Below are 21,771 nucleotides of genomic sequence, written 5' to 3' on the forward strand. Positions count from 1 at the left end.
CTTCCCGACGCCCCTTGTTGACCCGTTAACCGCCTCACGGCGGTGTTGTGTTGCGCCCATCTGCCGGATGTAATGGATGTTAACGAAGGAGGTGCTCCCCATGACCGAAAAAACGGTATGGCAAGAAACGCTGCATGACCAGTTTGGTCAGTATTTTGCCGTGGATAACGTGCTCTATCATGAGAAAACCGATCATCAGGATTTGATAATCTTCGAAAACGCCGCCTTTGGCCGCGTGATGGCGCTGGACGGCGTGGTGCAAACCACCGAGCGCGACGAGTTTATCTATCACGAAATGATGACCCACGTCCCGCTGCTGGCCCACGGCCACGCGAAGGACGTGCTGATTATCGGCGGCGGCGACGGCGCGATGCTGCGTGAAGTCTCTCGCCATCAGAATGTCGAAACCATCACCATGGTGGAAATCGACGCCGGTGTGGTGTCGTTCTGCCGCCAGTATCTGCCCAACCATAATGCTGGCAGCTATGACGATCCGCGGTTTAATCTGGTTATCGATGATGGCGTCAATTTTGTTAACCAGACCACGCAAACGTTTGATGTCATTATCTCTGACTGTACCGACCCTATCGGTCCGGGCGCGTCGCTGTTTACCTCGTCGTTTTACGAAGGCTGCAAGCGATGCCTGAAGCCTGGCGGAATTTTTGTGGCGCAAAACGGTGTTTGCTTCCTGCAACAGGATGAAGCACTTGATAGCCACCGTAAGCTGAGCACCTATTTTGCTGACGTCAGCTTCTACCAGGCGGCGATCCCCACTTACTACGGCGGGATCATGACCTTTGCCTGGGCGACGGATAACGACGTTCTGCGCCATCTCTCTACCGAGATCGTGCAGGCCCGCTTCCACCAGGCCGGACTCCAGTGCCGGTACTACAACCCGGCGATCCACACCGCAGCCTTTGCGTTGCCTCAATATCTGCAAGACGCGCTGTCCTCAAAGGAGGTGAACTAATTGAAAAAGCTTAAACTGCATGGCTTTAACAATCTGACCAAAAGCCTGAGTTTTTGTATTTACGATATCTGCTACGCCAAAACAGCAGAAGAGCGCGATGGTTACATCGCCTATATCGATGAACTCTACAACGCCAACCGTCTGACCGAGATCCTGACAGAGACCTGCTCGATTATCGGCGCGAACATCCTGAATATCGCGCGCCAGGATTATGAGCCTCAGGGTGCGAGCGTCACCATTCTGGTGAGTGAAGAGCCGGTTGACCCGAAGCTTATCGACAAAACCGAGCACCCCGGCCCGCTGCCGGAAGTGGTAGTCGCCCACCTGGATAAAAGCCACATCTGCGTGCACACCTACCCGGAAAGCCACCCGGAAGGCGGGCTGTGTACCTTCCGCGCGGATATTGAAGTGTCAACCTGCGGCGTGATTTCACCGCTGAATGCGTTGAATTATTTAATCCACCAGCTGGAATCCGATATCGTCACTATTGATTATCGCGTGCGCGGTTTTACCCGTGATATCAACGGCATGAAGCACTTCATTGATCATGAGATCAACTCCATTCAGAACTTCATGTCCGAGGACATGAAGTCGCTGTACGACATGATGGATGTGAACGTCTATCAGGAGAATATCTTCCACACCAAAATGTTACTTAAGGAATTCGACCTTAAGCACTACATGTTCCACACCAGGCCGGAAGATTTAAGTGAAGAAGAGCGCAAGGTCATTACCGACCTGCTCTGGAAAGAGATGCGCGAAATTTACTACGGCCGTAACATTCCGACCGTGTAAACGTAACCCGGAGCAGGGACGCTTCGGGGAATTACTTCTGTTTCATAAAATCGCGATAGGCGTTCAACACGCTCAGGAAGTCTTCCACGCCGCACAGCGACAGGCTCTCTTCGTCGTAGTAGCTCATCCCCTCTTCCATTTCATCACCTGAGAACTCAAGCTGGTTCGCGCGCACCATCACCTCTTCGCCATCCATCCATAGCGTGTATTCGTGCCCGGCGCGTTGCCAGGAGCGTTCACTGCCTTTCACCGTTTCCGCCGCCTGTTCGACTTCATCCAACAGCGCGAGGTTCTCTTTCACCTCTTCGTTAAACCAGTGTCCAACGGCTTCGTGCCCCATCGACATTCGCACTTTCACCACGCCGGTGATGTCGCGCAAAAATTCGTAATCCATAGCGTTTTCCTCTGCAAAGCCATTAGGTTAATTATCGCAGCAGAGAGGAAGAAAAAAAGCGGGAGAGGCGGGAGGAATGAAAATAAAAAACCCACCGACGTTGCGATGGGTTTTGTAGGCCCGGTAAGCGTAGCGCCACCGGGCAATGGGTCAGGTGCGGAGCGGTCTGGTGCCCTCACCTCCAGCCCCTCTCCCACGGGAGAGGGTAGCATTTATACTGCGGTCTGGAAGATCACCCCGTCAGCCTTCTCGGTGTACTGAGAGAGCTGGTCGAAGTTCAGATAACGATAAGTATCCACCGCCGTCTTATCTACCTGAGCCACAAAGGTCTGGTACTCTTCCGGCGTTGGCAGTTTGCCAATCAGCGCCGCAACCGCCGCCAGCTCCGCAGAGGCCAGGTAAACGTTCGCCCCGGTTCCTAAACGGTTAGGGAAGTTACGGGTTGAGGTGGAAACCACCGTCGCACCGTCGGCCACGCGCGCCTGGTTGCCCATACACAGGGAACAGCCAGGGATTTCGATACGCGCCCCGCTCTTACCAAACACGCTGTAGTAGCCCTCTTCGGTCAGCTGCGCCGCATCCATACGGGTTGGCGGCGCCACCCACAGACGGGTCGGCAGCTGGCCTTTGTGGGTATCCAGCAGCTTACCGGCAGCACGGAAGTGGCCGATGTTGGTCATACAGGAGCCGATGAACACTTCGTCGATCTTATCGCCCTGTACGTCAGAGAGCAGACGCGCATCGTCCGGATCGTTAGGCGCACACAGGATTGGCTCTTTGATATCCGCCAGATCGATCTCAATCACCGCCGCGTACTCTGCGTCTGCATCGGCTTCCAGCAGCTGCGGATCCGCCAGCCATTTTTCCATGCCCTGAATACGACGCTCCAGCGTACGACGGTCGCCGTAGCCTTCCGCTATCATCCACTTCAGCAGCACGATGTTGGAGGTCAGATACTCAATAATCGGCTCTTTGTTCAGCTTGATGGTACAGCCCGCCGCAGAACGCTCGGCTGAGGCATCGGTCAGCTCGAACGCCTGCTCCACTTTCAGATCCGGCAGACCTTCAATTTCCAGAATTCGGCCAGAGAAGATGTTTTTCTTGCCTTTCTTCTCGACGGTCAGCAGACCCTGTTTAATGGCATACAGCGGGATCGCGTGCACCAGATCGCGCAGGGTAATGCCCGGCTGCATTTTACCTTTGAAGCGCACCAGCACCGATTCCGGCATATCCAGCGGCATCACGCCGGTCGCTGCGGCAAACGCCACCAGACCGGAACCCGCCGGGAAGGAGATCCCGATTGGGAAACGGGTATGGGAGTCACCGCCGGTACCGACGGTATCCGGCAGCAGCATGCGGTTCAGCCAGGAGTGGATAACGCCGTCGCCCGGACGCAGGGAGACACCGCCACGGTTCATAATGAAGTCTGGCAGCGTGTGGTGCGTGGTTACGTCAACCGGCTTCGGATACGCCGCGGTGTGGCAGAAGGATTGCATCACCAGATCGGAAGAGAAGCCCAGGCACGCCAGGTCTTTCAGTTCATCACGGGTCATTGGGCCAGTGGTGTCCTGAGACCCCACGGAGGTCATTTTCGGTTCGCAGTACGCGCCAGGACGGATACCAGTGACGCCGCAGGCGCGACCCACCATTTTCTGCGCCAGAGAGTAACCGCGGTTGCTCTCGGCCACGTCTTTCGCCTGACGGAATACGTCACTGTGCGGCAGACCCAGCGCTTCACGCGCTTTGGTGGTCAGGCCACGGCCAATGATCAGCGGGATACGGCCACCGGCACGCACTTCGTCGATCAGCACGTCGGTTTTCAGTTCGAAGCTGGCCAGCAGTTCGTTGGTTTCGTGGTTGCGCACTTCGCCTTTATACGGGTAAACGTCAATCACGTCGCCCATGTTCAGGTTGCTCACGTCCACTTCAATTGGCAGCGCGCCCGCATCTTCCATGGTGTTGAAGAAGATTGGCGCAATTTTGCCGCCGAGACACAGGCCGCCGCCGCGCTTGTTCGGCACGTGCGGAATGTCGTCGCCCATGAACCACAGCACGGAGTTGGTGGCGGATTTACGGGAAGAACCGGTACCAACCACGTCACCGACGTAAGCCAGCGGGAAACCTTTTTGTTGCAGGGCTTCGATCTGTTTGATCGGACCAACCACGCCAGGCTGATCCGGCTCAATGCCTTCACGGGCGTTTTTCAGCATCGCCAGGGCGTGCAGGGGGATATCCGGGCGAGACCATGCATCCGGCGCCGGAGAAAGGTCATCGGTGTTGGTTTCACCTGTCACTTTAAAGACGGTTACGGTAATTTTTTCAGCAAGCTGAGGGCGGTTCAGGAACCATTCGGCATCGGCCCAGGACTGCATCACCTGCTTCGCGTAAACGTTGCCTGCTTTGGCTTTTTCTTCCACATCGTAGAAGTTATCGAACATCAGCAGCGTTGAAGAGAGCGCTTTGGCAGCAATCGGCGCCAGCTTGTCGTTATCCAGCGCGTCAATCAGCGGATGAATGTTATAGCCGCCCTGCATGGTGCCGAGCAGTTCAATCGCTTTTTCAGGAGTAACCAGTGGGGAGGTGGCTTCGCCTTTGGCAACGGCGGCAAGGAATCCGGCTTTTACGTAGGCAGCTTCATCTACGCCAGGCGGTACACGGTTGATCAGCAGATCTAACAGGAATTCTTCTTCGCCCTCAGGCGGGTTCTTCAGCAGCTCGACGAGCGCGGCCATTTGGGTTGCATCTAACGGTTTGGGTACAATTCCCTCGGCGGCACGTTCTGCTACGTGCTTACGGTATTCTTCTAGCACGACGGTTCTCCTCGCTCTCATTGTCATATGCGGCGGGCGTTCTCTTCACGCTCCTGTGAGACAGCAGTTTGTAGGGTAAATGCCCGATACCGCGTCGGGCAGCATAGCAGGATTTCTGCACAGTGTTAATCTGTTTACAAAAAAGCAACATTAAAAAATTTGCTGAATCGTTAAGCATGGTATAGCACCCCGTCACCGGGCCCGAAAGCAGTTCCGTAAGTTTGTCGCCACCCCGGCAACTAGCTGCTGGCCGCTCGCAAGAGCGGCGTTCTGAATGTCCGTCGCCTGCTCAGCCATCCGATATAATTGTGTAATAAATACTCACACTCTTTATCCGGATGCTTCGGAGGTTTTCCCAACAAAAGTCAAAACTGTAAAACACGGGTGAATGATACTCGCGGCAACAGCAACGCCTCACGGCACTGCACTCGTCTCGTTGGAGTCAATCTATGAAGTTGCCTTTTAAACCACATCTTCTTGTTCTGCTTTGCAGTGCGGGGCTGTTTGCCGCCTCGGGCGTCATGTTCGTTAAAAGCCGCGCAACGGAACCCGCTCCCGCACCTGCGCCGGTAGCCCCGCAGCTCCCCGCACCAACAGCACAGCCTGCCCCGGTGGCGACTCCGGCCTATACCGTCGCGCAGATCGATCAGTGGACCGCGCCCATTGCGCTCTATCCCGACGCGCTGCTGTCGCAAATTCTGATGGCCTCAACCTATCCGGCGAGCGTGATTCAGGCCGCCCAGTGGTCAAAGGACAACCCTAAAATGCAGGGCGATACCGCCATTCAGGCGGTCAGCGGGCAGCCATGGGATGCCAGCGTGAAATCGCTGGTCGCCTTTCCGCAGTTAATGTCGTTGATGGGAGAAAACCCGTCGTGGGTACAGAGCCTCGGCGACGCCTTTCTGGCCCAGCCAAAGGATGTGATGGATTCCGTGCAGCGTCTGCGCCTGCTGGCGCAGCAGACAGGCACGTTGCAATCCACCCCGCAGCAGACCGTCACCACCGTGAAAAAATCTGCGCCAGCCTCCGCCAGTACAGCCGCGACGTCAACGTCGGCTAGTCCGACGGTGATTAAAATTGAGCCAGCCGATCCACAGGTGGTTTATGTCCCTACCTACAACCCTTCCACCGTTTACGGCACGTGGCCAAACGCCAGCTATCCGCCTGTGTATCTGCCCCCGTCTCCCGGCCAGCAGTTTACCAATAGTTTCGTCAGAGGCTTTGGCTATAGCCTCGGCGTAGCCACTACCTATGCGCTGTTCAGTAACATAGACTGGGACGATGACGACGAACATCATCACGATCATGATGACGATCACCACGGCGGTTATTCGCATAACGGCGATAACATTAATATTAATGTTAATAACTTCAATAAGATCACCGGCGAGCACCGTACCGATAATCATCAGGTCTGGCAGCATAATCCGGCCTACCGCAACGGCGTGCCCTACGCCAATAGCCAGCTTGCCAGCCGCTATCATCAGACTTCAGTGCCGGGAGGGCTGAGCGCTACCCGGCAGCAGACGGTCAACCGCGATAGCCAGCGGCAGGCTGCGATGGCGCAGATACAGCAGTCGACGGGCAAAACCCTCACACAGCTACAGCATGGCGACGCGCATTTCCCGCAACATTCAGCGTCCGCGCAGCAGCTGAAGCAGCTCTCTCAGCGCAGCAACTATCGCGGCTACGACAGCGCGCGGCCCCACGCACAACGGATGAATAATACTCTTGCGCAAACCAGACGCCCGACGCAGGTTCAGCATCAGCCGCTGCGGGCAAACGCCCTGAGCGGCAACGACAGCCGTTCGGCCAGCTGGCAGGCCCAGCACCAGCGCGGGCTGCAAAGCCGTCAGCACGCGTCGCTGAACAGTGAGCAGCGTGCCAGCTTCCGCCAGCAGCTGTCCGAGCACCATACCGAACACCGTGAATTCCACCGTCGTTAAGGGAGCCGCTATGAACATGAAACCGATCGGTGGAATGCTGTTGTTGATGGTATCCACCTTCGCCTGCGCCCAGCAATCTTTCTCCACGCCTGAGCAGGCGGCCAATGCCCTGACGAAGGCCATCAGCGAGCAGAATGAGAGCGCGATGGCCGACCTGCTGGGGGATAACTGGCGCGACTATCTGCCACCTGAAGGGGTTGATCCGGAGGCGGTAGCTCGATTCCTGCGTGACTGGAAGATTAACCATCGTACCGAAATCAGCGGCGATATTGCCCATCTGTCAGTTGGCGATAACGGCTGGCAACTCCCCATACCGGTAGTGAAGAAAAAAGAGGGCTGGCAATTTGATATGCAGAAAGCGGCTGATGAGATCCTGACCCGCGAAATCGGCCGCAACGAACTCGCGGCTATCGAAGCGCTGCACGCCTACGTCGACGCACAGCAGAGCTACTACGCCATGAACCACCGCTATGCGCAGAAGATTGTCAGCACGCCAGGGCTAAAAGACGGCCTGTACTGGCCCATCTCGCCGGGCGAAGCGCCAAGCCCGCTGGGTCCCGCCTTCAGCCCGCCGGAGCCGGGTATGGGCTATCACGGCTATCGGTTCCGCATTCTGCCGGATAAAAATGGCTTTGCGATGGTTGCCTGGCCCGTGAGCTATGGTCAGACGGGGGTAATGAGCTTTGTCGTTAACCAGGATGACAAGGTGCATCAGGCAAATCTCGGCAACGATTCGGCACAAAAAGCGCAGGCGCTCGCTGCATACCACCCGGATAAAACCTGGCAGCCTGTCACCCCCTGAACGCGGCGCATAAAAAAAGCGGCCTCAGGCCGCTTTTTTCATCTGAAGAAACTTATTTCTTCTTCGCTTTCGCGTTTGGCAGGTCCGTAATGCTACCTTCAAACACTTCTGCCGCCAGGCCCACGGACTCGTGCAGAGTCGGGTGAGCGTGGATGGTCAGCGCGATGTCTTCCGCGTCACAGCCCATTTCGATAGCCAGACCGATTTCACCCAGCAGCTCGCCGCCGTTGGTACCGACAATCGCACCACCGATCACGCGGTGAGTCTCTTTGTCGAAGATCAGTTTGGTCATACCGTCTGCGCAGTCGGAAGCGATAGCACGGCCAGAAGCAGCCCACGGGAAGGTGGCGGTTTCGTAGCTGATGCCTTTCTCTTTCGCTTCTTTCTCAGTCAGACCGACCCATGCAACTTCTGGCTCGGTGTACGCGATAGATGGGATCACTTTCGGATCGAAGTAGTGCTTCATGCCGGCGATAACTTCAGCGGCAACGTGACCTTCGTGAACACCTTTGTGCGCCAGCATTGGCTGACCGACGATATCGCCGATAGCAAAGATGTGCGGCACGTTGGTGCGAAGCTGTTTATCAACGCGGATGAAGCCACGGTCGTCCACTTCCACGCCAGCTTTGCCCGCGTCGAGGTTTTTACCGTTCGGCACACGACCGATAGCCACCAGCACGGCGTCGTAACGCTGTGGTTCGGATGGGGCTTTTTTGCCTTCCATGGAAACGTAAATACCGTCTTCTTTCGCTTCAACGGCAGTCACTTTGGTTTCCAGCATCAGGTTGAATTTCTTGCTGATGCGTTTGGTGAAGACTTTAACGATGTCTTTGTCGGCAGCCGGGATAACCTGGTCGAACATTTCAACCACGTCGATCTCTGAACCCAGCGCATGGTACACGGTACCCATTTCCAGACCGATGATACCGCCGCCCATAACCAGCAGGCGCTTAGGAACGGTTTTCAGCTCCAGCGCATCGGTGGAATCCCACACGCGTGGATCTTCATGTGGAATGAATGGCAGTTCGATTGGGCGAGAGCCTGCCGCGATGATCGCGTTGTCGAAGTTAATCGCGGTTTTACCGTTTTCGCCTTCCACTTCCAGGGTGTTCGCACCGGTGAATTTACCCAGACCGTTTACCACTTTCACTTTACGGCCTTTGGCCATACCCGCCAGACCGCCGGTCAGCTGAGTGATAACTTTCTCTTTCCAGGTACGAATTTTGTCGATGTCGGTTTTCGGCTCGCCGAAGACGATACCGTGTTCAGCCAGCGCTTTGGCTTCTTCGATAACTTTCGCTACGTGCAGCAGCGCTTTAGAAGGGATACAGCCGACGTTCAGACAAACACCGCCGAGGGTGCTGTAACGTTCTACGATGACGGTTTCCAGACCTAAATCCGCGGCGCGAAATGCTGCGGAGTAACCTGCCGGGCCTGCCCCAAGTACTACGACCTGAGTTTTGATTTCTGTGCTCATCATGACCTCTTAATGTATACCCGTCGTCCACCGGGTCGTTCTATCCGCCCGTATTTTACAAAATTGTTAACAATTTTGAAACAACAAACGGCTCACGAATTATCGCTTTCACCAATAACCTCAAAAACCCCATGAGATTATCAGAAAAAAGCCGGCCGACTGGCCGGCTTTTCGATTACATCACCAGGCGGCGAATGTCGCTCAGCATGTTGTTGATGATGGTGATGAAACGCGCACCATCAGCCCCGTCGATCACGCGGTGGTCGAAGGACAGAGAGATTGGCATCATCAGACGCGGCACGAACTCTTTGCCATTCCATACCGGCTCCATCGCGGACTTGGACACACCGAGGATAGCCACTTCCGGCGCGTTCACAATCGGCGCGAAGTGGGTGGTACCCAGGCCGCCGATGCTGGAGATAGTGAAGCAGCCGCCCTGCATTTCGCCGGCAGTCAGCTTACCATCACGCGCTTTTTTGGAGATGGTGGTCAGTTCACGGGACAGCTCAGTGACGCTCTTCTTGTTCACGTCTTTGAAGACCGGAACAACCAGACCATTTGGCGTATCAACCGCAACACCGATGTTGATGTATTTCTTCAGCGTCAGCTTCTGGCCGTCTTCGGACAGGGAGCTGTTGAAGCGAGGCATCTGCTCAAGGGCAGCGGCAACCGCTTTCATGATGAAGACCACTGGAGTGAACTTCACGTCCAGCTTACGCTTCTCAGCTTCGGCGTTCTGCTGTTTACGGAACGCTTCCAGATCGGTGATATCGGTCTTATCGAAGTGGGTAACGTGCGGGATCATTACCCAGTTACGGCTCAGGTTCGCACCCGAGATTTTCTGGATACGGCCCAGTTCCACTTCTTCGATTTCACCGAACTTGCTGAAGTCCACTTTCGGCCATGGCAGCATGCCCGGGATACCGCCACCGGCAGCAGCAGGTGCAGCTTCGGCGCGTTTCACCGCATCTTTCACGTAAGCCTGAACGTCTTCGCGCAGGATACGGCCTTTACGACCAGTGCCCTTCACTTTCGCCAGGTTCACACCGAATTCGCGCGCCAGGCGACGAATCAGCGGAGTCGCGTGGACGTAAGCGTCGTTTTCAGCGAACTCAGATTTTTCTGCTTTAGCAGCAGGGGCAGCAGCCGGTTTAGCAGCCTGAGCCGGTGCAGCAGCCGGTGCCGGAGCAGCCGCGGCAGCTGGAGCGGCGGCAGGTGCTGCGCCTTCCACTTCGAAGACCATGATCAGAGAGCCGGTAGATACTTTGTCGCCGGTGTTGATTTTGATCTCTTTAACGGTACCGGCGAACGGCGCAGGCACTTCCATAGAAGCTTTGTCGCCTTCAACGGTGATCAGTGACTGTTCAGCGGCAACTTTGTCGCCCACTTTTACCATCACTTCGGTCACTTCAACTTCGTCACCGCCGATGTCCGGTACGTTAACGTCTTTCACGCCGCCAGCAGCCGCTGGTGCAGCAGCCGGAGCCGGAGCAGCTTCCGCTTTCGCTGGAGCCGCAGCGCCTTCAGCGCCCGCCACTTCGAAAATCATGATCAGGGAACCCGTAGACACTTTGTCGCCGGTGTTGATCTTGATCTCTTTAACGGTACCCGCGAACGGTGCCGGCACTTCCATAGAGGCTTTGTCGCCTTCTACGGTGATCAGTGACTGCTCGGCCGCAACGGTATCGCCCACTTTCACCAGGATTTCAGTGACTTCAACTTCGTCACCGCCGATGTCAGGCACGTTCACTTCTTTCGCTGCCGCGGCCGCTGCTGGAGCAGCAGCAGGAGCGGCTTCTTTCTTCTCTTCCTGCGCAGGTGCAGCTGCTGCTGCACCGTCGGCGGAATCGAAAATCATGATCAGTTTACCGGTCTCGGTTTTATCGCCAACAGAGACTTTGATCTCTTTAACGATGCCAGCCTGAGGAGACGGGACTTCCATAGAAGCTTTGTCGCCTTCTACGGTGATCAGCGACTGTTCAGCTTCAACTTTGTCGCCCACTTTGACCAGGATCTCGGTGATTTCAACTTCATCAGCCCCGATGTCCGGTACATTGATTTCGATAGCCATTATTCTTTTACCTCTTACGCCAGACGCGGGTTAACTTTATCTGCATCGATGTTGAATTTGGTGATTGCGTCTGCAACCACTTTCTTATCGATTTCGCCACGTTTAGCCAGTTCGCCCAGTGCTGCTACTACCACGTAGGAAGCATCAACTTCGAAGTGGTGACGCAGGTTTTCGCGGCTGTCAGAACGACCGAAGCCGTCAGTACCCAGTACGCGATAATCATCAGCTGGAACGTAAGTACGAACCTGCTCAGCGAACAGTTTCATATAGTCAGTAGACGCCACCGCTGGCGCGTCGTTCATCACCTGAGCGATGTACGGAACGCGTGGGGTTTCCATTGGGTGCAGCATGTTCCAGCGCTCACAATCCTGGCCATCACGCGCCAGTTCAGTGAAGGAGGTAACAGAGTACACATCGGAACCCACACCGTAGTCTTTCGCCAGGATCTGCGCTGCTTCACGAACGTGACGCAGGATAGAACCGGAGCCCAGCAGCTGAACTTTACCTTTGCTACCTTCGATGGTTTCGAGTTTGTAGATACCTTTACGGATACCTTCCTCGGCACCTGCTGGCATTGCCGGCATGTGGTAGTTTTCGTTCAGGGTGGTGATGTAGTAGTAAATATTCTCTTGCGCTTCACCGTACATGCGCTGCAAGCCGTCATGCATGATGACTGCCACTTCGTACGCGTAAGACGGGTCGTAAGAGATACAGTTAGGGATAGTCAGAGACTGAATGTGGCTGTGACCATCTTCGTGCTGTAGACCTTCACCGTTCAGGGTCGTACGACCAGAAGTACCACCGATCAGGAAGCCGCGAGCCTGCTGGTCGCCTGCCTGCCAGCACAGGTCACCGATACGCTGGAACCCGAACATGGAGTAGTAGATGTAGAACGGGATCATCGGCAGGTTGTTGGTGCTGTAAGAAGTCGCAGCAGCCAGCCAGGATGCGCCTGCACCCAGTTCGTTGATACCTTCCTGAAGGATCTGACCTTTCTCGTCTTCTTTGTAGTATGCAACCTGCTCACGGTCCTGCGGGGTGTACTGCTGACCGTTCGGGCTGTAGATACCGATCTGACGGAACAGACCTTCCATACCGAAAGTACGCGCTTCGTCGGCGATGATTGGAACCAGACGATCTTTGATCGACTTGTTCTTCAGCATCACGTTCAGGGCACGAACGAAAGCGATAGTGGTAGAGATCTCTTTGTTCTGCTCTTCCAGCAGCTGAGAGAAATCTTCCAGCGCTGGCAGTTCCAGCTTCTCGGTGAAGTTAGGCTGACGAGCAGGCAGGTAGCCTTTCAGCGCCTGACGACGTTCGTGCAGGTACTTGTGCTCTTCAGAACCTTCCGGGAAGGTGATGTAAGACAGTTTTTCTACCTGCTCATCGGTCACTGGAACGTTGAAACGGTCGCGGATATAACGCACGCCGTCCATGTTCATTTTCTTAACCTGGTGAGCGATGTTTTTACCTTCTGCGGTATCACCCATGCCGTAACCTTTGATGGTGTGGGCCAGGATCACAGTCGCTTTACCTTTGGTTTCACGCGCTTTTTTCAGTGCAGCGTAAACTTTCTTCGGATCGTGACCACCGCGGTTCAGCGCCCAGATCTGCTCGTCAGTCCAGTCTGCAACCAGGGCTGCGGTTTCAGGATATTTGCCGAAGAAGTGCTCACGAACGTAGGCACCGTCTTTGGATTTGAAGGTCTGGTAGTCGCCGTCAACGGTTTCGTTCATCAGCTGGATCAGTTTACCGCTGGTGTCTTTACGCAGCAGCTCATCCCAACGACCGCCCCACATCACTTTGATCACGTTCCAGCCAGCACCTGCGAAGATGCCTTCCAGTTCGTTGATGATCTTGCCGTTACCGGTTACCGGACCATCCAGACGTTGCAGGTTACAGTTGATGATGAAGCACAGGTTGTCCAGCTTCTCACGGGTCGCGATGGTGATCGCGCCTTTAGATTCTGGCTCATCCATTTCACCGTCGCCCAGGAAGGCGTAAACGGTCTGCTCAGAGGTGTCTTTCAGACCACGGTGTTCCAGGTACTTCAGGAATTTAGCCTGATAGATCGCACCGATTGGACCCAGACCCATAGATACGGTCGGGAACTGCCAGAACTCAGGCATCAGTTTAGGGTGCGGGTAAGAAGACAGACCCTTACCGTGAACTTCCTGACGGAAGTTGTTCATCTGCTCTTCAGTCAGACGACCTTCCAGGAAGGCACGTGCATAGATGCCCGGAGAGATGTGGCCCTGGAAGTACACCAGATCGCCGCCATCTTTCTCGTTAGCTGCACGGAAGAAGTGGTTGAAGCACACTTCGTAAATGGTCGCAGAAGACTGGAAGGACGCCATGTGGCCACCCAGTTCCAGGTCCTTCTTGGATGCGCGCAGAACGGTCATGATGGCGTTCCAGCGGATAGCAGAACGGATACGGCGTTCCAGATCCAGATTGCCCGGGTATTCCGGTTCGTCTTCGACGGCAATCGTGTTTACGTAGTTGCTAGCCCCTGCACCTGAAGCCACTTTCACGCCGCCTTTGCGTGCTTCTGAAAGCAGCTGATCAATCAGATACTGAGCGCGCTCAACACCTTCTTCACGGATGACCGATTCGATCGCCTGTAGCCAGTCGCGAGTTTCGATCGGATCCACGTCATTTTGGAGACGTTCTGACATGGGGGTATTCCTTATCTATCTAATACGTTGATTTGTCTGGAACCTGTCCCATTGTATTTTCGCCAGAAAACACAATAAGACAGGTTCTGCGTTTAGTTGCCGCGCTCTAAAAGTACCTGGCGCTTAATCCTTTCGTTGCTGTATGCGGCGTAATGAACGTTCGCGACGCGATTGTTCACGGCTGCGGTCCAGCAAGATTTCCTCAATGAAAGCCAGATGGCGGTGCGACGCTTCGCGCGCCTGCTCCGGTTCCCCGGCCATTATCGCCTCGAATACTCGGGTGCGATGGTTGCTTACCAGCGGGAGCATCTCCCGACGGGCATACAACAATTCAAAATTCTGACGAACGTTCTGGGCCAGCATCGGCTCCATGCAGCGTAGCAGATGGAGGAGCACCACGTTGTGCGCCGCTTCGGTGACGGCAATTTGATACTGGACGACGGCATTGGACTCGGCGTCTAAATCGCCGGACTGCTGTGCCCGTTCAATGGCCTGATGCAGCTCGCGAATACGTACGCGGTCTTCATCAGTGCTGCGAAGGGCGGCGTAATAAGCCGCGATACCTTCCAGCGCGTGACGGGTCTCAAGCAGATCAAACTGGGATTCTGGGTGGTCAGAGAGAAGTTCTACCAGCGGGTCGCTGAAGCTCTGCCACAGGCTGTTTTGCACAAAGGTTCCGCCACCCTGGCGACGGAGCAACAGGCCCTTTGCTTCGAGACGTTGAATCGCCTCACGCAGAGAGGGGCGTGAAACGTCGAACTGTTTTGCCAGCTCGCGTTCTGGCGGGAGTTTCTCGCCCGGGCGCAGTGTCCCTTCGAGAATCAAAAACTCCAGCTGCTGCTCAATCACATCGGAAAGTTTTGGTTGGCGAATTTTGCTGTAGGCCATATTCCCTGTCTTACGCCTTTTTGCCCGGAGTCAATTGGTCTTACCAATTTCATGTTCGTATCGCTAAAGTAACAAAGTATTCACCTTCTGTCCATATTGGTTTTGATTGAAATCAGTAAACCCGGCACATTTTAACAACCTTACAGAACTAACGTTTCAGGAATGTAACTTTGCACAAATGAAATGGTTACTACCAAAGAGGCAGTTTTAACCATAATGAAACGAGGGTTTTTGCAATCTGAAGCGATTCAACAAAGCAAAAAATGAAAATTCGCCCTCTTCTGACGCATTTCTATTCTATAGGTTGGGGTATGAGGGGTTAACGTACCGATTTACAATTGGTTTCTTTTTATTCAAGTCGTCTTCATCCCTTCATAAAGCAGGTGCATTCGCTGGCGCTTACCACTATTCTTGCGCTAACGGAAGCCATCTCCGCTTTTTTCGGTATCGTTAACCGTAAAGAAATAAATACAGAATATGGACTTTCATAATTACACACGCACAGCGTGAACATAACAACCACACACGAGGTTTCAAATGGAAGCTCAACAGCATGGCGATCAGCTAAAGCGCGGCCTTAAAAACCGCCATATACAGCTCATCGCCCTGGGCGGTGCTATTGGTACTGGCCTGTTTCTGGGCAGTGCATCGGTTATCCAGTCGGCCGGTCCGGGCATTATTCTGGGGTACGCGATTGCGGGTTTTATTGCATTTCTGATTATGCGCCAGTTAGGTGAAATGGTTGTTGAGGAGCCGGTCGCAGGCTCATTCAGCCACTTCGCCTATAAATACTGGGGCAGCTTCGCAGGTTTCGCCTCGGGGTGGAACTACTGGGTTCTGTACGTTCTGGTTGCCATGGCCGAGCTGACCGCCGTTGGGAAATACATTCAGTTCTGGTACCCGGAGATCCCCACCTGGGCGTCTGCGGCGGCCTTCTTCGTCATTATCAATGCCATTAACCTGACCAACGTAAAAGTGTTTGGTGAGATGGAGTTCTGGTTTGCCATCATCAAAGTGATTGCCGTTGTAGCGATGATCATCTTCGGCGGCTGGCTGCTGTTCAGCGGCAACGGCGGTCCGCAGGCCACCGTGCGCAACCTTTGGGAGCAAGGCGGGTTCCTGCCGCACGGCATGACCGGTCTGGTGATGATGATGGCAATTATCATGTTCTCCTTCGGCGGTCTGGAGCTGGTGGGCATCACCGCCGCGGAAGCCGACAACCCGGAGCAGAGCATCCCGAAAGCCACTAACCAGGTTATCTACCGTATTCTGATCTTCTATGTGGGCTCCCTGGCGGTCCTGCTCTCCCTGCTGCCATGGACGCGCGTGACGGCGGATACCAGCCCGTTTGTGCTCATCTTCCACGAGCTGGGCGACACCTTCGTGGCGAACGCGCTCAACGTCGTGGTGCTGACCGCCGCGCTCTCCGTTTATAACAGCTGCGTTTACTGCAACAGCCGTATGCTGTTCGGCCTGGCGCAACAGGGCAACGCACCGAAAGCGCTGCTTACCGTTGATAAGCGTGGCGTACCGGTTAATACCATCATCGTGTCGGCGGTCGTGACGGCGCTGTGCGTTCTGATTAACTACCTGGCACCGGAATCTGCCTTCGGTCTGCTGATGGCGCTGGTGGTTTCCGCGCTGGTGATTAACTGGGCGATGATTAGCCTCGCGCACATCAAGTTCCGCCGCGCCAAGCACCAGCAGGGCGTAACCACGCGCTTCCCTGCCCTGCTCTATCCGCTGGGGAACTGGGTTTGCCTGCTGTTCATGGCAGCTGTGCTGGTCATCATGCTCATCACCCCAGGCATGGCGATTTCCGTCTACCTGATCCCGGTCTGGATTGCGATCCTCGGCGTGGGTTATATGGTGAAACAGAAAAATGCCAAAACGGTGAAAGCGCACTAAGTGTTTTCTCGCTGTACTCGCGGTTGCGGGTACAGCGTCTTGTTACCTTCCTCACAAATTCGCGCCTACAGCAAAATCCTCCATATCACCGCCTTTATATTGCAACGCATATATTCGTTTGCCAGCGAATAATTCTCTCCATACCGAAACCCGGAGAGCTGTCGATGAATAACAACAAACTGTCAGTAAAAGAAAAGATCGGCTATGGCATGGGTGACGCCGGATGCAACATTATCTTTGGCGCCATCATGTTATTTGTTAACTACTTTTATACGGATATTTTTGGTCTGGCTCCTGCACTGGTTGGCGTTTTACTCCTGTCCGTACGCGTCATTGATGCCATCACGGACCCAATTATGGGCGCGATTGCCGACCGTACCCGCAGCAAATATGGCCGGTTTCGTCCATGGCTGCTGTGGATTGCCTTCCCCTATGCGCTGTTCAGCATTCTGATGTTCACCACGCCGGAGTGGAGCTATAACAGCAAAGTTATCTATGCCTTTGTCACCTACTTCCTGCTGTCGCTGACCTATACCGCCATCAACATTCCCTACTGCTCGCTGGGCGGCGTGATCACCAACGATCCGAAAGAGCGCGTTGCCTGCCAGTCCTACCGTTTTGTTATGGTTGGTATCGCCACTCTGCTGCTGTCGCTAACGCTCCTGCCGATGGCCGACTGGTTCGGTGGGGATAACAAAGCCAAAGGCTACCAGATGGCGATGACCGTGCTGGCGCTGATTGGTACCTGCATGTTCCTGTTCTGCTTCGCCACGGTGCGCGAGCGCGTGCGTCCGGCAGTGCAAACCCATGACGAACTGAAAAACGACCTGAAAGACGTGTGGAAGAATGACCAGTGGGTGCGGATCCTGCTGTTAACCCTGTGCAACGTCTGCCCTGGCTTTATCCGCATGGCGGCCACCATGTATTACGTCACCTGGGTCATGGGGCAAAGCACCCATTTCGCCACGCTGTTTATCAGCCTGGGCGTGGTCGGCATGATGTTCGGCAGTATGCTGGCGAAAGTGCTGACCGACCGCTGGTGTAAGCTGAAGGTCTTCTTCTGGACCAACATCGTGCTGGCGATTTTCTCCTGCGCCTTTTACTTCTTCGACCCGAAAGCGACGACAACCATTGTCGTGCTCTACTTCCTGCTGAACATTCTGCACCAGATCCCGTCACCGCTGCACTGGTCGCTGATGGCCGACGTGGACGACTACGGTGAATGGAAAACCGGGAAACGCATCACCGGGATCAGCTTCTCCGGCAACATCTTCTTCCTGAAGCTGGGTCTGGCGATTGCCGGGGCAATGGTCGGCTTCCTGCTCTCCTGGTACGGCTACGACGCGGGCGCAAAAGCGCAGAGCGCGGACGCCATCAACGGGATCGTGCTGCTGTTTACCGTCATTCCCGGCATTGGATACTTAATTACCGCGGGCGTAGTACGTCTGCTGAAAGTGGACCGTGAGACCATGAAGCAGATCCAGTCCGATCTGGAAAAGCGTCGCACCAACTATCGCGAGCTGAACGATTATCAGGAACTCAAAGCCGCTGAGACTAAATAAGGAAAGCCGAATGCAAACCTGGCCAAACCCGTTTATTGAACAACGCGCCGACCCGTATATCCTGCGTCACGATGGGCAATATTACTTTATCGCCTCCGTACCGGAGTACGATCGGCTGGCGATCCGCCGCGCGGACTCGCTGGAAGGTTTACGCGATGCCGAAGAGGTGATTGTCTGGCGCAAGCCCGACACCGGCCCGATGAGCCAGCTGATCTGGGCGCCGGAGCTGCATCATATCGACGGCAGGTGGTACATCTATTTTGCCGCCACGCATACCCAGGCGCTTGATCAGCTCGGGATGTTCCAGCATCGCATGTTCGCCATTGAATGCGCAGATCGCGATCCGCTCACCGGTACGTGGGTGGAAAAAGGGCAAATCAAAACCCCGTTTGACACCTTCGCGCTGGATGCCACCACCTTTGTTCATCAGGGTAAACGCTGGTATCTGTGGGCACAAAAAGCCCCGGATATTTCCGGTAACTCCAATCTTTACCTGTGTGAAATGGAAAATCCGTGGACGCTGAAAGGCGAGCCGGTGATGCTCAGTAAACCGGAATATGACTGGGAGTGCCGTGGGTTCTGGGTCAACGAAGGCCCGGCGGTGCTGTTCCATGGCGATAAGCTGTTTATCAGCTATTCCGCCAGCGCCACCGACGAGAACTACTGCATGGGATTACTGTGGGCAGACCTGAATGCCGATCCGCAAAACCCGGCTAACTGGCATAAATCCCCACGCCCGGTGTTCGTCACCAGCTACGAAAACCGTCAGTATGGGCCAGGCCATAACAGCTTTACGCAGACGCCGGAAGGCGAAGATGTGCTGGTCTACCACGCGCGAAACTACACTGAAATTGAAGGCGATCCACTTTACGATCCCAATCGCCATACTCGCCTGAAACTCGTCCGCTGGAACGAGAACGGGATGCCTGATTTCGGCATCCCGCCCGTGGACACGCCGTAACAGCTTCGGCGCGCTGGCTTAGACCAGCGTGCCGTAAATCGTCAGCAGCGCCACAATCACCACCACCACAAAGGATGTTTTCTTCGCCATCGAGACGGCAGCTTTTGGCGTTGCGACTTTGTCCGTGTGCGGCTCACGCGCCAGCGAGAACTGTGCCAGTCGGGTTAAAACCTGATACTGCGAGGTATGGCGGTCTGCAAGGGAGACAAACCACGCGGGCAGCGCCTTTTCACCGTGACCGATGAGGGCATAGACCACGCCTACCAGACGCACCGGAAGCCAGTCGAGCACGTGCAGGATGGCATCAATGCCGGACTGTAGACGTTCATGCGGCGTAAGATAGCGGGCAAGCCAGGTCTGCCAGGCGCGCAGGAACGCATAACCCATCAGCAGTACCGGCCCCCAGGGTCCGCCCACCACGAACCAGAACAGCGGAGCCAGGTAGTAACGGAAGTTAATCCACAGCAGCGCGTTTTGCAGCTCCCGCAGAAACTCGCGTTCATCGCAATCCGGCGGTACGCCGTGGATCATCGTCAACTCGCTCGCCATCGCGCCGCGCGCGTGGGCATCGTCCCGGGAAGCGGCTTTCAGATACGCGTGATAGTGCAAACGCACCTTGCCCGCGCCAATACACAGCACGCCGAGCAGGATCCACACCACCAGCAGCGGCACGTTGAAAAAAAGGCCGTAAAGCGAGCGCAGCAACAGGAACGTAATCGCCATCACGCCTGCCGCCATCAGCAGCGTGCGCAGCATGGAAAAATGCCTGATGCGGCGGAATAACACCTCCAGCCGGTGATCCAGATGCCAGTGCTCGCCGAGCTTAAACAGGCGTTCAGCGATCATAACCAGCAGCATGGTAAACAACGTCATGTTATCTCCTTATCTGACGACGTGGTAAGCATGGCGTGAAACCGGGACCAGTCAAACGCCGGGCCGGGGTCGGTTTTTCTTTCCGGGGCGATGTCGCTGTGCCCTGTAATATTGTCTGCAATGGCGGGATAGCGCCCGATTAACGTTTGCGTTACAGCAACCAGTTTCTCATATTGCGCATCGGTGTAAGGCGTGGTGTCCGTTCCTTCCAGTTCAATTCCAATAGAGAAATCATTGCACCGCTCGCGCCCCTGATACATCGACACGCCAGCATGCCAGGCTCGCTTATCAAAAGGAACACACTGAACCACTTCGCCATCACGACGGATCAGACAGTGCGCCGATACGCGCAGATGCGCAATCTCAGCAAAGAAGGGGTGGGCATCGGGATCTATCGTTCCAGTGAATAACGCATCGATCCACGGACCGCCAAACTCACCCGGCGGGAGACTAATATTGTGAACCACCAGCAGTGTGGGCTTTTTATCCTCCGGGCGGCAGTCGTGATGCGGCGACGGTACATGCCGCGCGTCCACCAGCCATCCGTTTTCTAACAACATGCTGGAACTCCTTATCTATGGTGCTGTTACTCGGTTCAGAGTAGCATGTTTCAATATTATGATTCGTTACCAATTTGGAGTTTTATCATGCCGCCTCGCCGCTATAACCCCGACCACCGACGTGACGCGCTTCTGGAACGTATTAATAGTGATATCCCGGCAAGCGTTGCCCATGCCCTGAAAGAAGATCTCGGCGGCGACGTCAGCGCCGATAACGATATTACCGCCCAATTGTTGCCAAAAGAGACACGCTCGCATGCGGTGATCATCACCCGCGAAGCGGGGGTTTTCTGCGGCAAACGCTGGGTTGAGGAGGTCTTTACCCAGCTGGCAGGCGACGAGGTGCAGGTAACATGGCACGTTGAAGACGGTGATGCGGTCACGGCGAATCAGCCACTGTTCGAGCTGGACGGCCCGTCCCGCGTCTTGCTGACCGGTGAACGCACCGCGCTCAATTTTGTGCAAACGCTCTCTGGCGTTGCCAGTGAAGTACGCCGCTACGTTGACCTGCTGGCAGGCACCCGCACGCAGTTGCTGGATACCCGTAAAACCCTGCCGGGCCTGCGCACCGCGCTGAAATACGCGGTACTCTGCGGTGGCGGTGCCAACCATCGTCTGGGGCTATCCGATGCCTTCCTGATCAAAGAGAACCACATTATTGCCTCTGGCTCGGTGCGTCAGGCCGTGGAAAAAGCCTTCTGGCTACATCCGGATGTGCCGGTCGAAGTGGAAGTGGAAACGCTGGAGGAGCTGGACGAGGCCATTAAAGCGGGGGCTGACATCATCATGCTCGATAACTTCGACACGGAGCAGATGCGTGAAGCGGTCAAACGCACAAACGGCCAGGCGCAGCTTGAGGTGTCCGGCAACGTGACGTTCGACACCATCCGCGAATTTGCTGAAACCGGCGTCGATTACATCTCCGTTGGCGCCCTGACCAAGCACGTCCGCGCCCTCGACCTCTCGATGCGCTTCAAATAAATTATCCTCCCCTCTCCGCCCGGAGAGGGGAAATACGAAACCGCTCGCAATTACGCTGTCCTTCTCTGCAACACTGAATCATTTCCCTGAAAGCC

Annotated in this window: 16 protein-coding genes; 8 read left to right on the forward strand and 8 right to left on the reverse strand. The window is 55.3% G+C overall.

Annotation, left to right across the window (positions count from 1 at the left end; translation table 11 throughout):
• Nucleotides 1-100: 100 nt before the first annotated feature.
• Entirely contained in the window at nt 101-970 is an 870-nt protein-coding gene (gene speE / locus SK62_RS17175; RefSeq protein WP_015572694.1) for a polyamine aminopropyltransferase, read from the forward strand.
• On the forward strand, nt 971-1,765 hold the full coding sequence (gene speD, locus SK62_RS17180) for an adenosylmethionine decarboxylase (RefSeq protein ID WP_045333712.1): 795 nt from the start codon (nt 971-973) through the stop codon (nt 1,763-1,765). It abuts the gene before it with no gap.
• A gap of 31 nt (nt 1,766-1,796) precedes the next feature.
• Here the strand turns inward: speD and yacL are convergent, their stop codons facing one another.
• Both yacL and acnB read right to left on the reverse strand, forming a co-directional pair.
• Entirely contained in the window at nt 1,797-2,159 is a 363-nt protein-coding gene (gene yacL / locus SK62_RS17185; protein ID WP_017694501.1) for a protein YacL, read from the reverse strand.
• A gap of 212 nt (nt 2,160-2,371) precedes the next feature.
• The gene (acnB, locus tag SK62_RS17190) at nt 2,372-4,969 is read right to left on the reverse strand and encodes a bifunctional aconitate hydratase 2/2-methylisocitrate dehydratase (protein ID WP_017383766.1); all 2,598 of its coding nucleotides are present in this window, start codon (nt 4,967-4,969) and stop codon (nt 2,372-2,374) included.
• Nucleotides 4,970-5,418: 449 nt separating this feature from the next.
• Here acnB and SK62_RS17195 point away from each other — a divergent pair, with 449 nt between their 5' ends.
• Both SK62_RS17195 and SK62_RS17200 read left to right on the forward strand, forming a co-directional pair.
• On the forward strand, nt 5,419-6,915 hold the full coding sequence (locus SK62_RS17195) for a DUF3300 domain-containing protein (RefSeq protein ID WP_047718812.1): 1,497 nt from the start codon (nt 5,419-5,421) through the stop codon (nt 6,913-6,915).
• Nucleotides 6,916-6,925: 10 nt separating this feature from the next.
• Nucleotides 6,926-7,717 carry a DUF2950 family protein gene (locus SK62_RS17200; RefSeq protein WP_040117221.1) on the forward strand — a complete coding sequence of 264 codons (792 nt, stop codon included), beginning with the start codon at nt 6,926-6,928 and terminating at the stop codon, nt 7,715-7,717.
• Nucleotides 7,718-7,769: 52 nt separating this feature from the next.
• Here SK62_RS17200 and lpdA read toward each other — a convergent pair whose 3' ends face one another.
• From lpdA to pdhR, 4 genes are all read right to left on the reverse strand, one after another.
• Nucleotides 7,770-9,194: a dihydrolipoyl dehydrogenase gene (lpdA, locus tag SK62_RS17205; protein ID WP_048249756.1), complete on the reverse strand. Its 1,425-nt coding sequence runs from the start codon at nt 9,192-9,194 to the stop codon at nt 7,770-7,772.
• A 175-nt stretch (nt 9,195-9,369) separates the two neighbouring features.
• Complete coding sequence (aceF, locus tag SK62_RS17210) at nt 9,370-11,265, reverse strand: pyruvate dehydrogenase complex dihydrolipoyllysine-residue acetyltransferase (protein WP_017694504.1); 1,896 nt, start codon at nt 11,263-11,265, stop codon at nt 9,370-9,372.
• Between the two features lie 14 nt (nt 11,266-11,279).
• A complete protein-coding gene (gene aceE / locus SK62_RS17215; protein WP_003856315.1) occupies nt 11,280-13,943 on the reverse strand; it encodes a pyruvate dehydrogenase (acetyl-transferring), homodimeric type in 2,664 nt (887 codons plus the stop codon).
• A 123-nt stretch (nt 13,944-14,066) separates the two neighbouring features.
• Entirely contained in the window at nt 14,067-14,831 is a 765-nt protein-coding gene (gene pdhR, locus SK62_RS17220; RefSeq protein WP_015572686.1) for a pyruvate dehydrogenase complex transcriptional repressor PdhR, read from the reverse strand.
• Between the two features lie 537 nt (nt 14,832-15,368).
• Here pdhR and aroP point away from each other — a divergent pair.
• The 3 genes from aroP to SK62_RS17240 all read left to right on the forward strand — a co-directional run bounded on the left by aroP (nt 15,369) and on the right by SK62_RS17240 (nt 19,262).
• Nucleotides 15,369-16,739 (forward strand): aromatic amino acid transporter AroP, encoded by a 1,371-nt coding sequence (gene aroP, locus SK62_RS17230; protein WP_015572685.1) that lies wholly within the window; start codon nt 15,369-15,371, stop codon nt 16,737-16,739.
• Between the two features lie 164 nt (nt 16,740-16,903).
• A complete protein-coding gene (locus SK62_RS17235) occupies nt 16,904-18,301 on the forward strand; it encodes a glycoside-pentoside-hexuronide (GPH):cation symporter (RefSeq protein WP_047718814.1) in 1,398 nt (465 codons plus the stop codon).
• A 10-nt stretch (nt 18,302-18,311) separates the two neighbouring features.
• Nucleotides 18,312-19,262, forward strand: coding sequence for a glycoside hydrolase family 43 protein (locus SK62_RS17240; RefSeq protein WP_045339675.1), 951 nt, complete (start codon nt 18,312-18,314; stop codon nt 19,260-19,262).
• An 18-nt stretch (nt 19,263-19,280) separates the two neighbouring features.
• On the opposite strand, the gene ampE is transcribed toward SK62_RS17240, so the two are convergent.
• The gene (gene ampE, locus SK62_RS17245; protein ID WP_003856320.1) at nt 19,281-20,135 is read right to left on the reverse strand and encodes a beta-lactamase regulator AmpE; all 855 of its coding nucleotides are present in this window, start codon (nt 20,133-20,135) and stop codon (nt 19,281-19,283) included.
• Nucleotides 20,132-20,695 carry a 1,6-anhydro-N-acetylmuramyl-L-alanine amidase AmpD gene (gene ampD / locus SK62_RS17250; RefSeq protein ID WP_048249759.1) on the reverse strand — a complete coding sequence of 188 codons (564 nt, stop codon included), beginning with the start codon at nt 20,693-20,695 and terminating at the stop codon, nt 20,132-20,134. Before ampD ends, ampE begins: the two co-directional genes overlap by 4 nt.
• An 87-nt stretch (nt 20,696-20,782) precedes the next feature.
• Between ampD and nadC the strand changes: the two genes are divergently transcribed.
• Nucleotides 20,783-21,676 carry a carboxylating nicotinate-nucleotide diphosphorylase gene (gene nadC, locus SK62_RS17255; protein WP_015572681.1) on the forward strand — a complete coding sequence of 298 codons (894 nt, stop codon included), beginning with the start codon at nt 20,783-20,785 and terminating at the stop codon, nt 21,674-21,676.
• Nucleotides 21,677-21,771: the final 95 nt, after the last annotated feature.

Origin of the sequence: Enterobacter sp. BIDMC109 (assembly GCF_001037885.1) — a bacterium.
GTDB lineage: Bacteria > Pseudomonadota > Gammaproteobacteria > Enterobacterales > Enterobacteriaceae > Enterobacter > Enterobacter hormaechei_C.

What these genes read in the sequence shown, in the direction of transcription:
- aroP (WP_015572685.1), top strand. Translation starts at nt 15,369, where the DNA reads ATGGAAGCTCAACAGCATGGCGATCAGCTAAAGCGCGGCCTTAAAAAC.
- ampE (WP_003856320.1), bottom strand. Translation starts at nt 20,135, where the DNA reads ATGACGTTGTTTACCATGCTGCTGGTTATGATCGCTGAACGCCTGTTT.
- lpdA (WP_048249756.1), bottom strand. Translation starts at nt 9,194, where the DNA reads ATGAGCACAGAAATCAAAACTCAGGTCGTAGTACTTGGGGCAGGCCCG.
- SK62_RS17195 (WP_047718812.1), top strand. Translation starts at nt 5,419, where the DNA reads ATGAAGTTGCCTTTTAAACCACATCTTCTTGTTCTGCTTTGCAGTGCG.
- nadC (WP_015572681.1), top strand. Translation starts at nt 20,783, where the DNA reads ATGCCGCCTCGCCGCTATAACCCCGACCACCGACGTGACGCGCTTCTG.
- SK62_RS17240 (WP_045339675.1), top strand. Translation starts at nt 18,312, where the DNA reads ATGCAAACCTGGCCAAACCCGTTTATTGAACAACGCGCCGACCCGTAT.
- SK62_RS17235 (WP_047718814.1), top strand. Translation starts at nt 16,904, where the DNA reads ATGAATAACAACAAACTGTCAGTAAAAGAAAAGATCGGCTATGGCATG.
- aceF (WP_017694504.1), bottom strand. Translation starts at nt 11,265, where the DNA reads ATGGCTATCGAAATCAATGTACCGGACATCGGGGCTGATGAAGTTGAA.
- SK62_RS17200 (WP_040117221.1), top strand. Translation starts at nt 6,926, where the DNA reads ATGAACATGAAACCGATCGGTGGAATGCTGTTGTTGATGGTATCCACC.
- ampD (WP_048249759.1), bottom strand. Translation starts at nt 20,695, where the DNA reads ATGTTGTTAGAAAACGGATGGCTGGTGGACGCGCGGCATGTACCGTCG.
- speE (WP_015572694.1), top strand. Translation starts at nt 101, where the DNA reads ATGACCGAAAAAACGGTATGGCAAGAAACGCTGCATGACCAGTTTGGT.
- pdhR (WP_015572686.1), bottom strand. Translation starts at nt 14,831, where the DNA reads ATGGCCTACAGCAAAATTCGCCAACCAAAACTTTCCGATGTGATTGAG.
- aceE (WP_003856315.1), bottom strand. Translation starts at nt 13,943, where the DNA reads ATGTCAGAACGTCTCCAAAATGACGTGGATCCGATCGAAACTCGCGAC.
- yacL (WP_017694501.1), bottom strand. Translation starts at nt 2,159, where the DNA reads ATGGATTACGAATTTTTGCGCGACATCACCGGCGTGGTGAAAGTGCGA.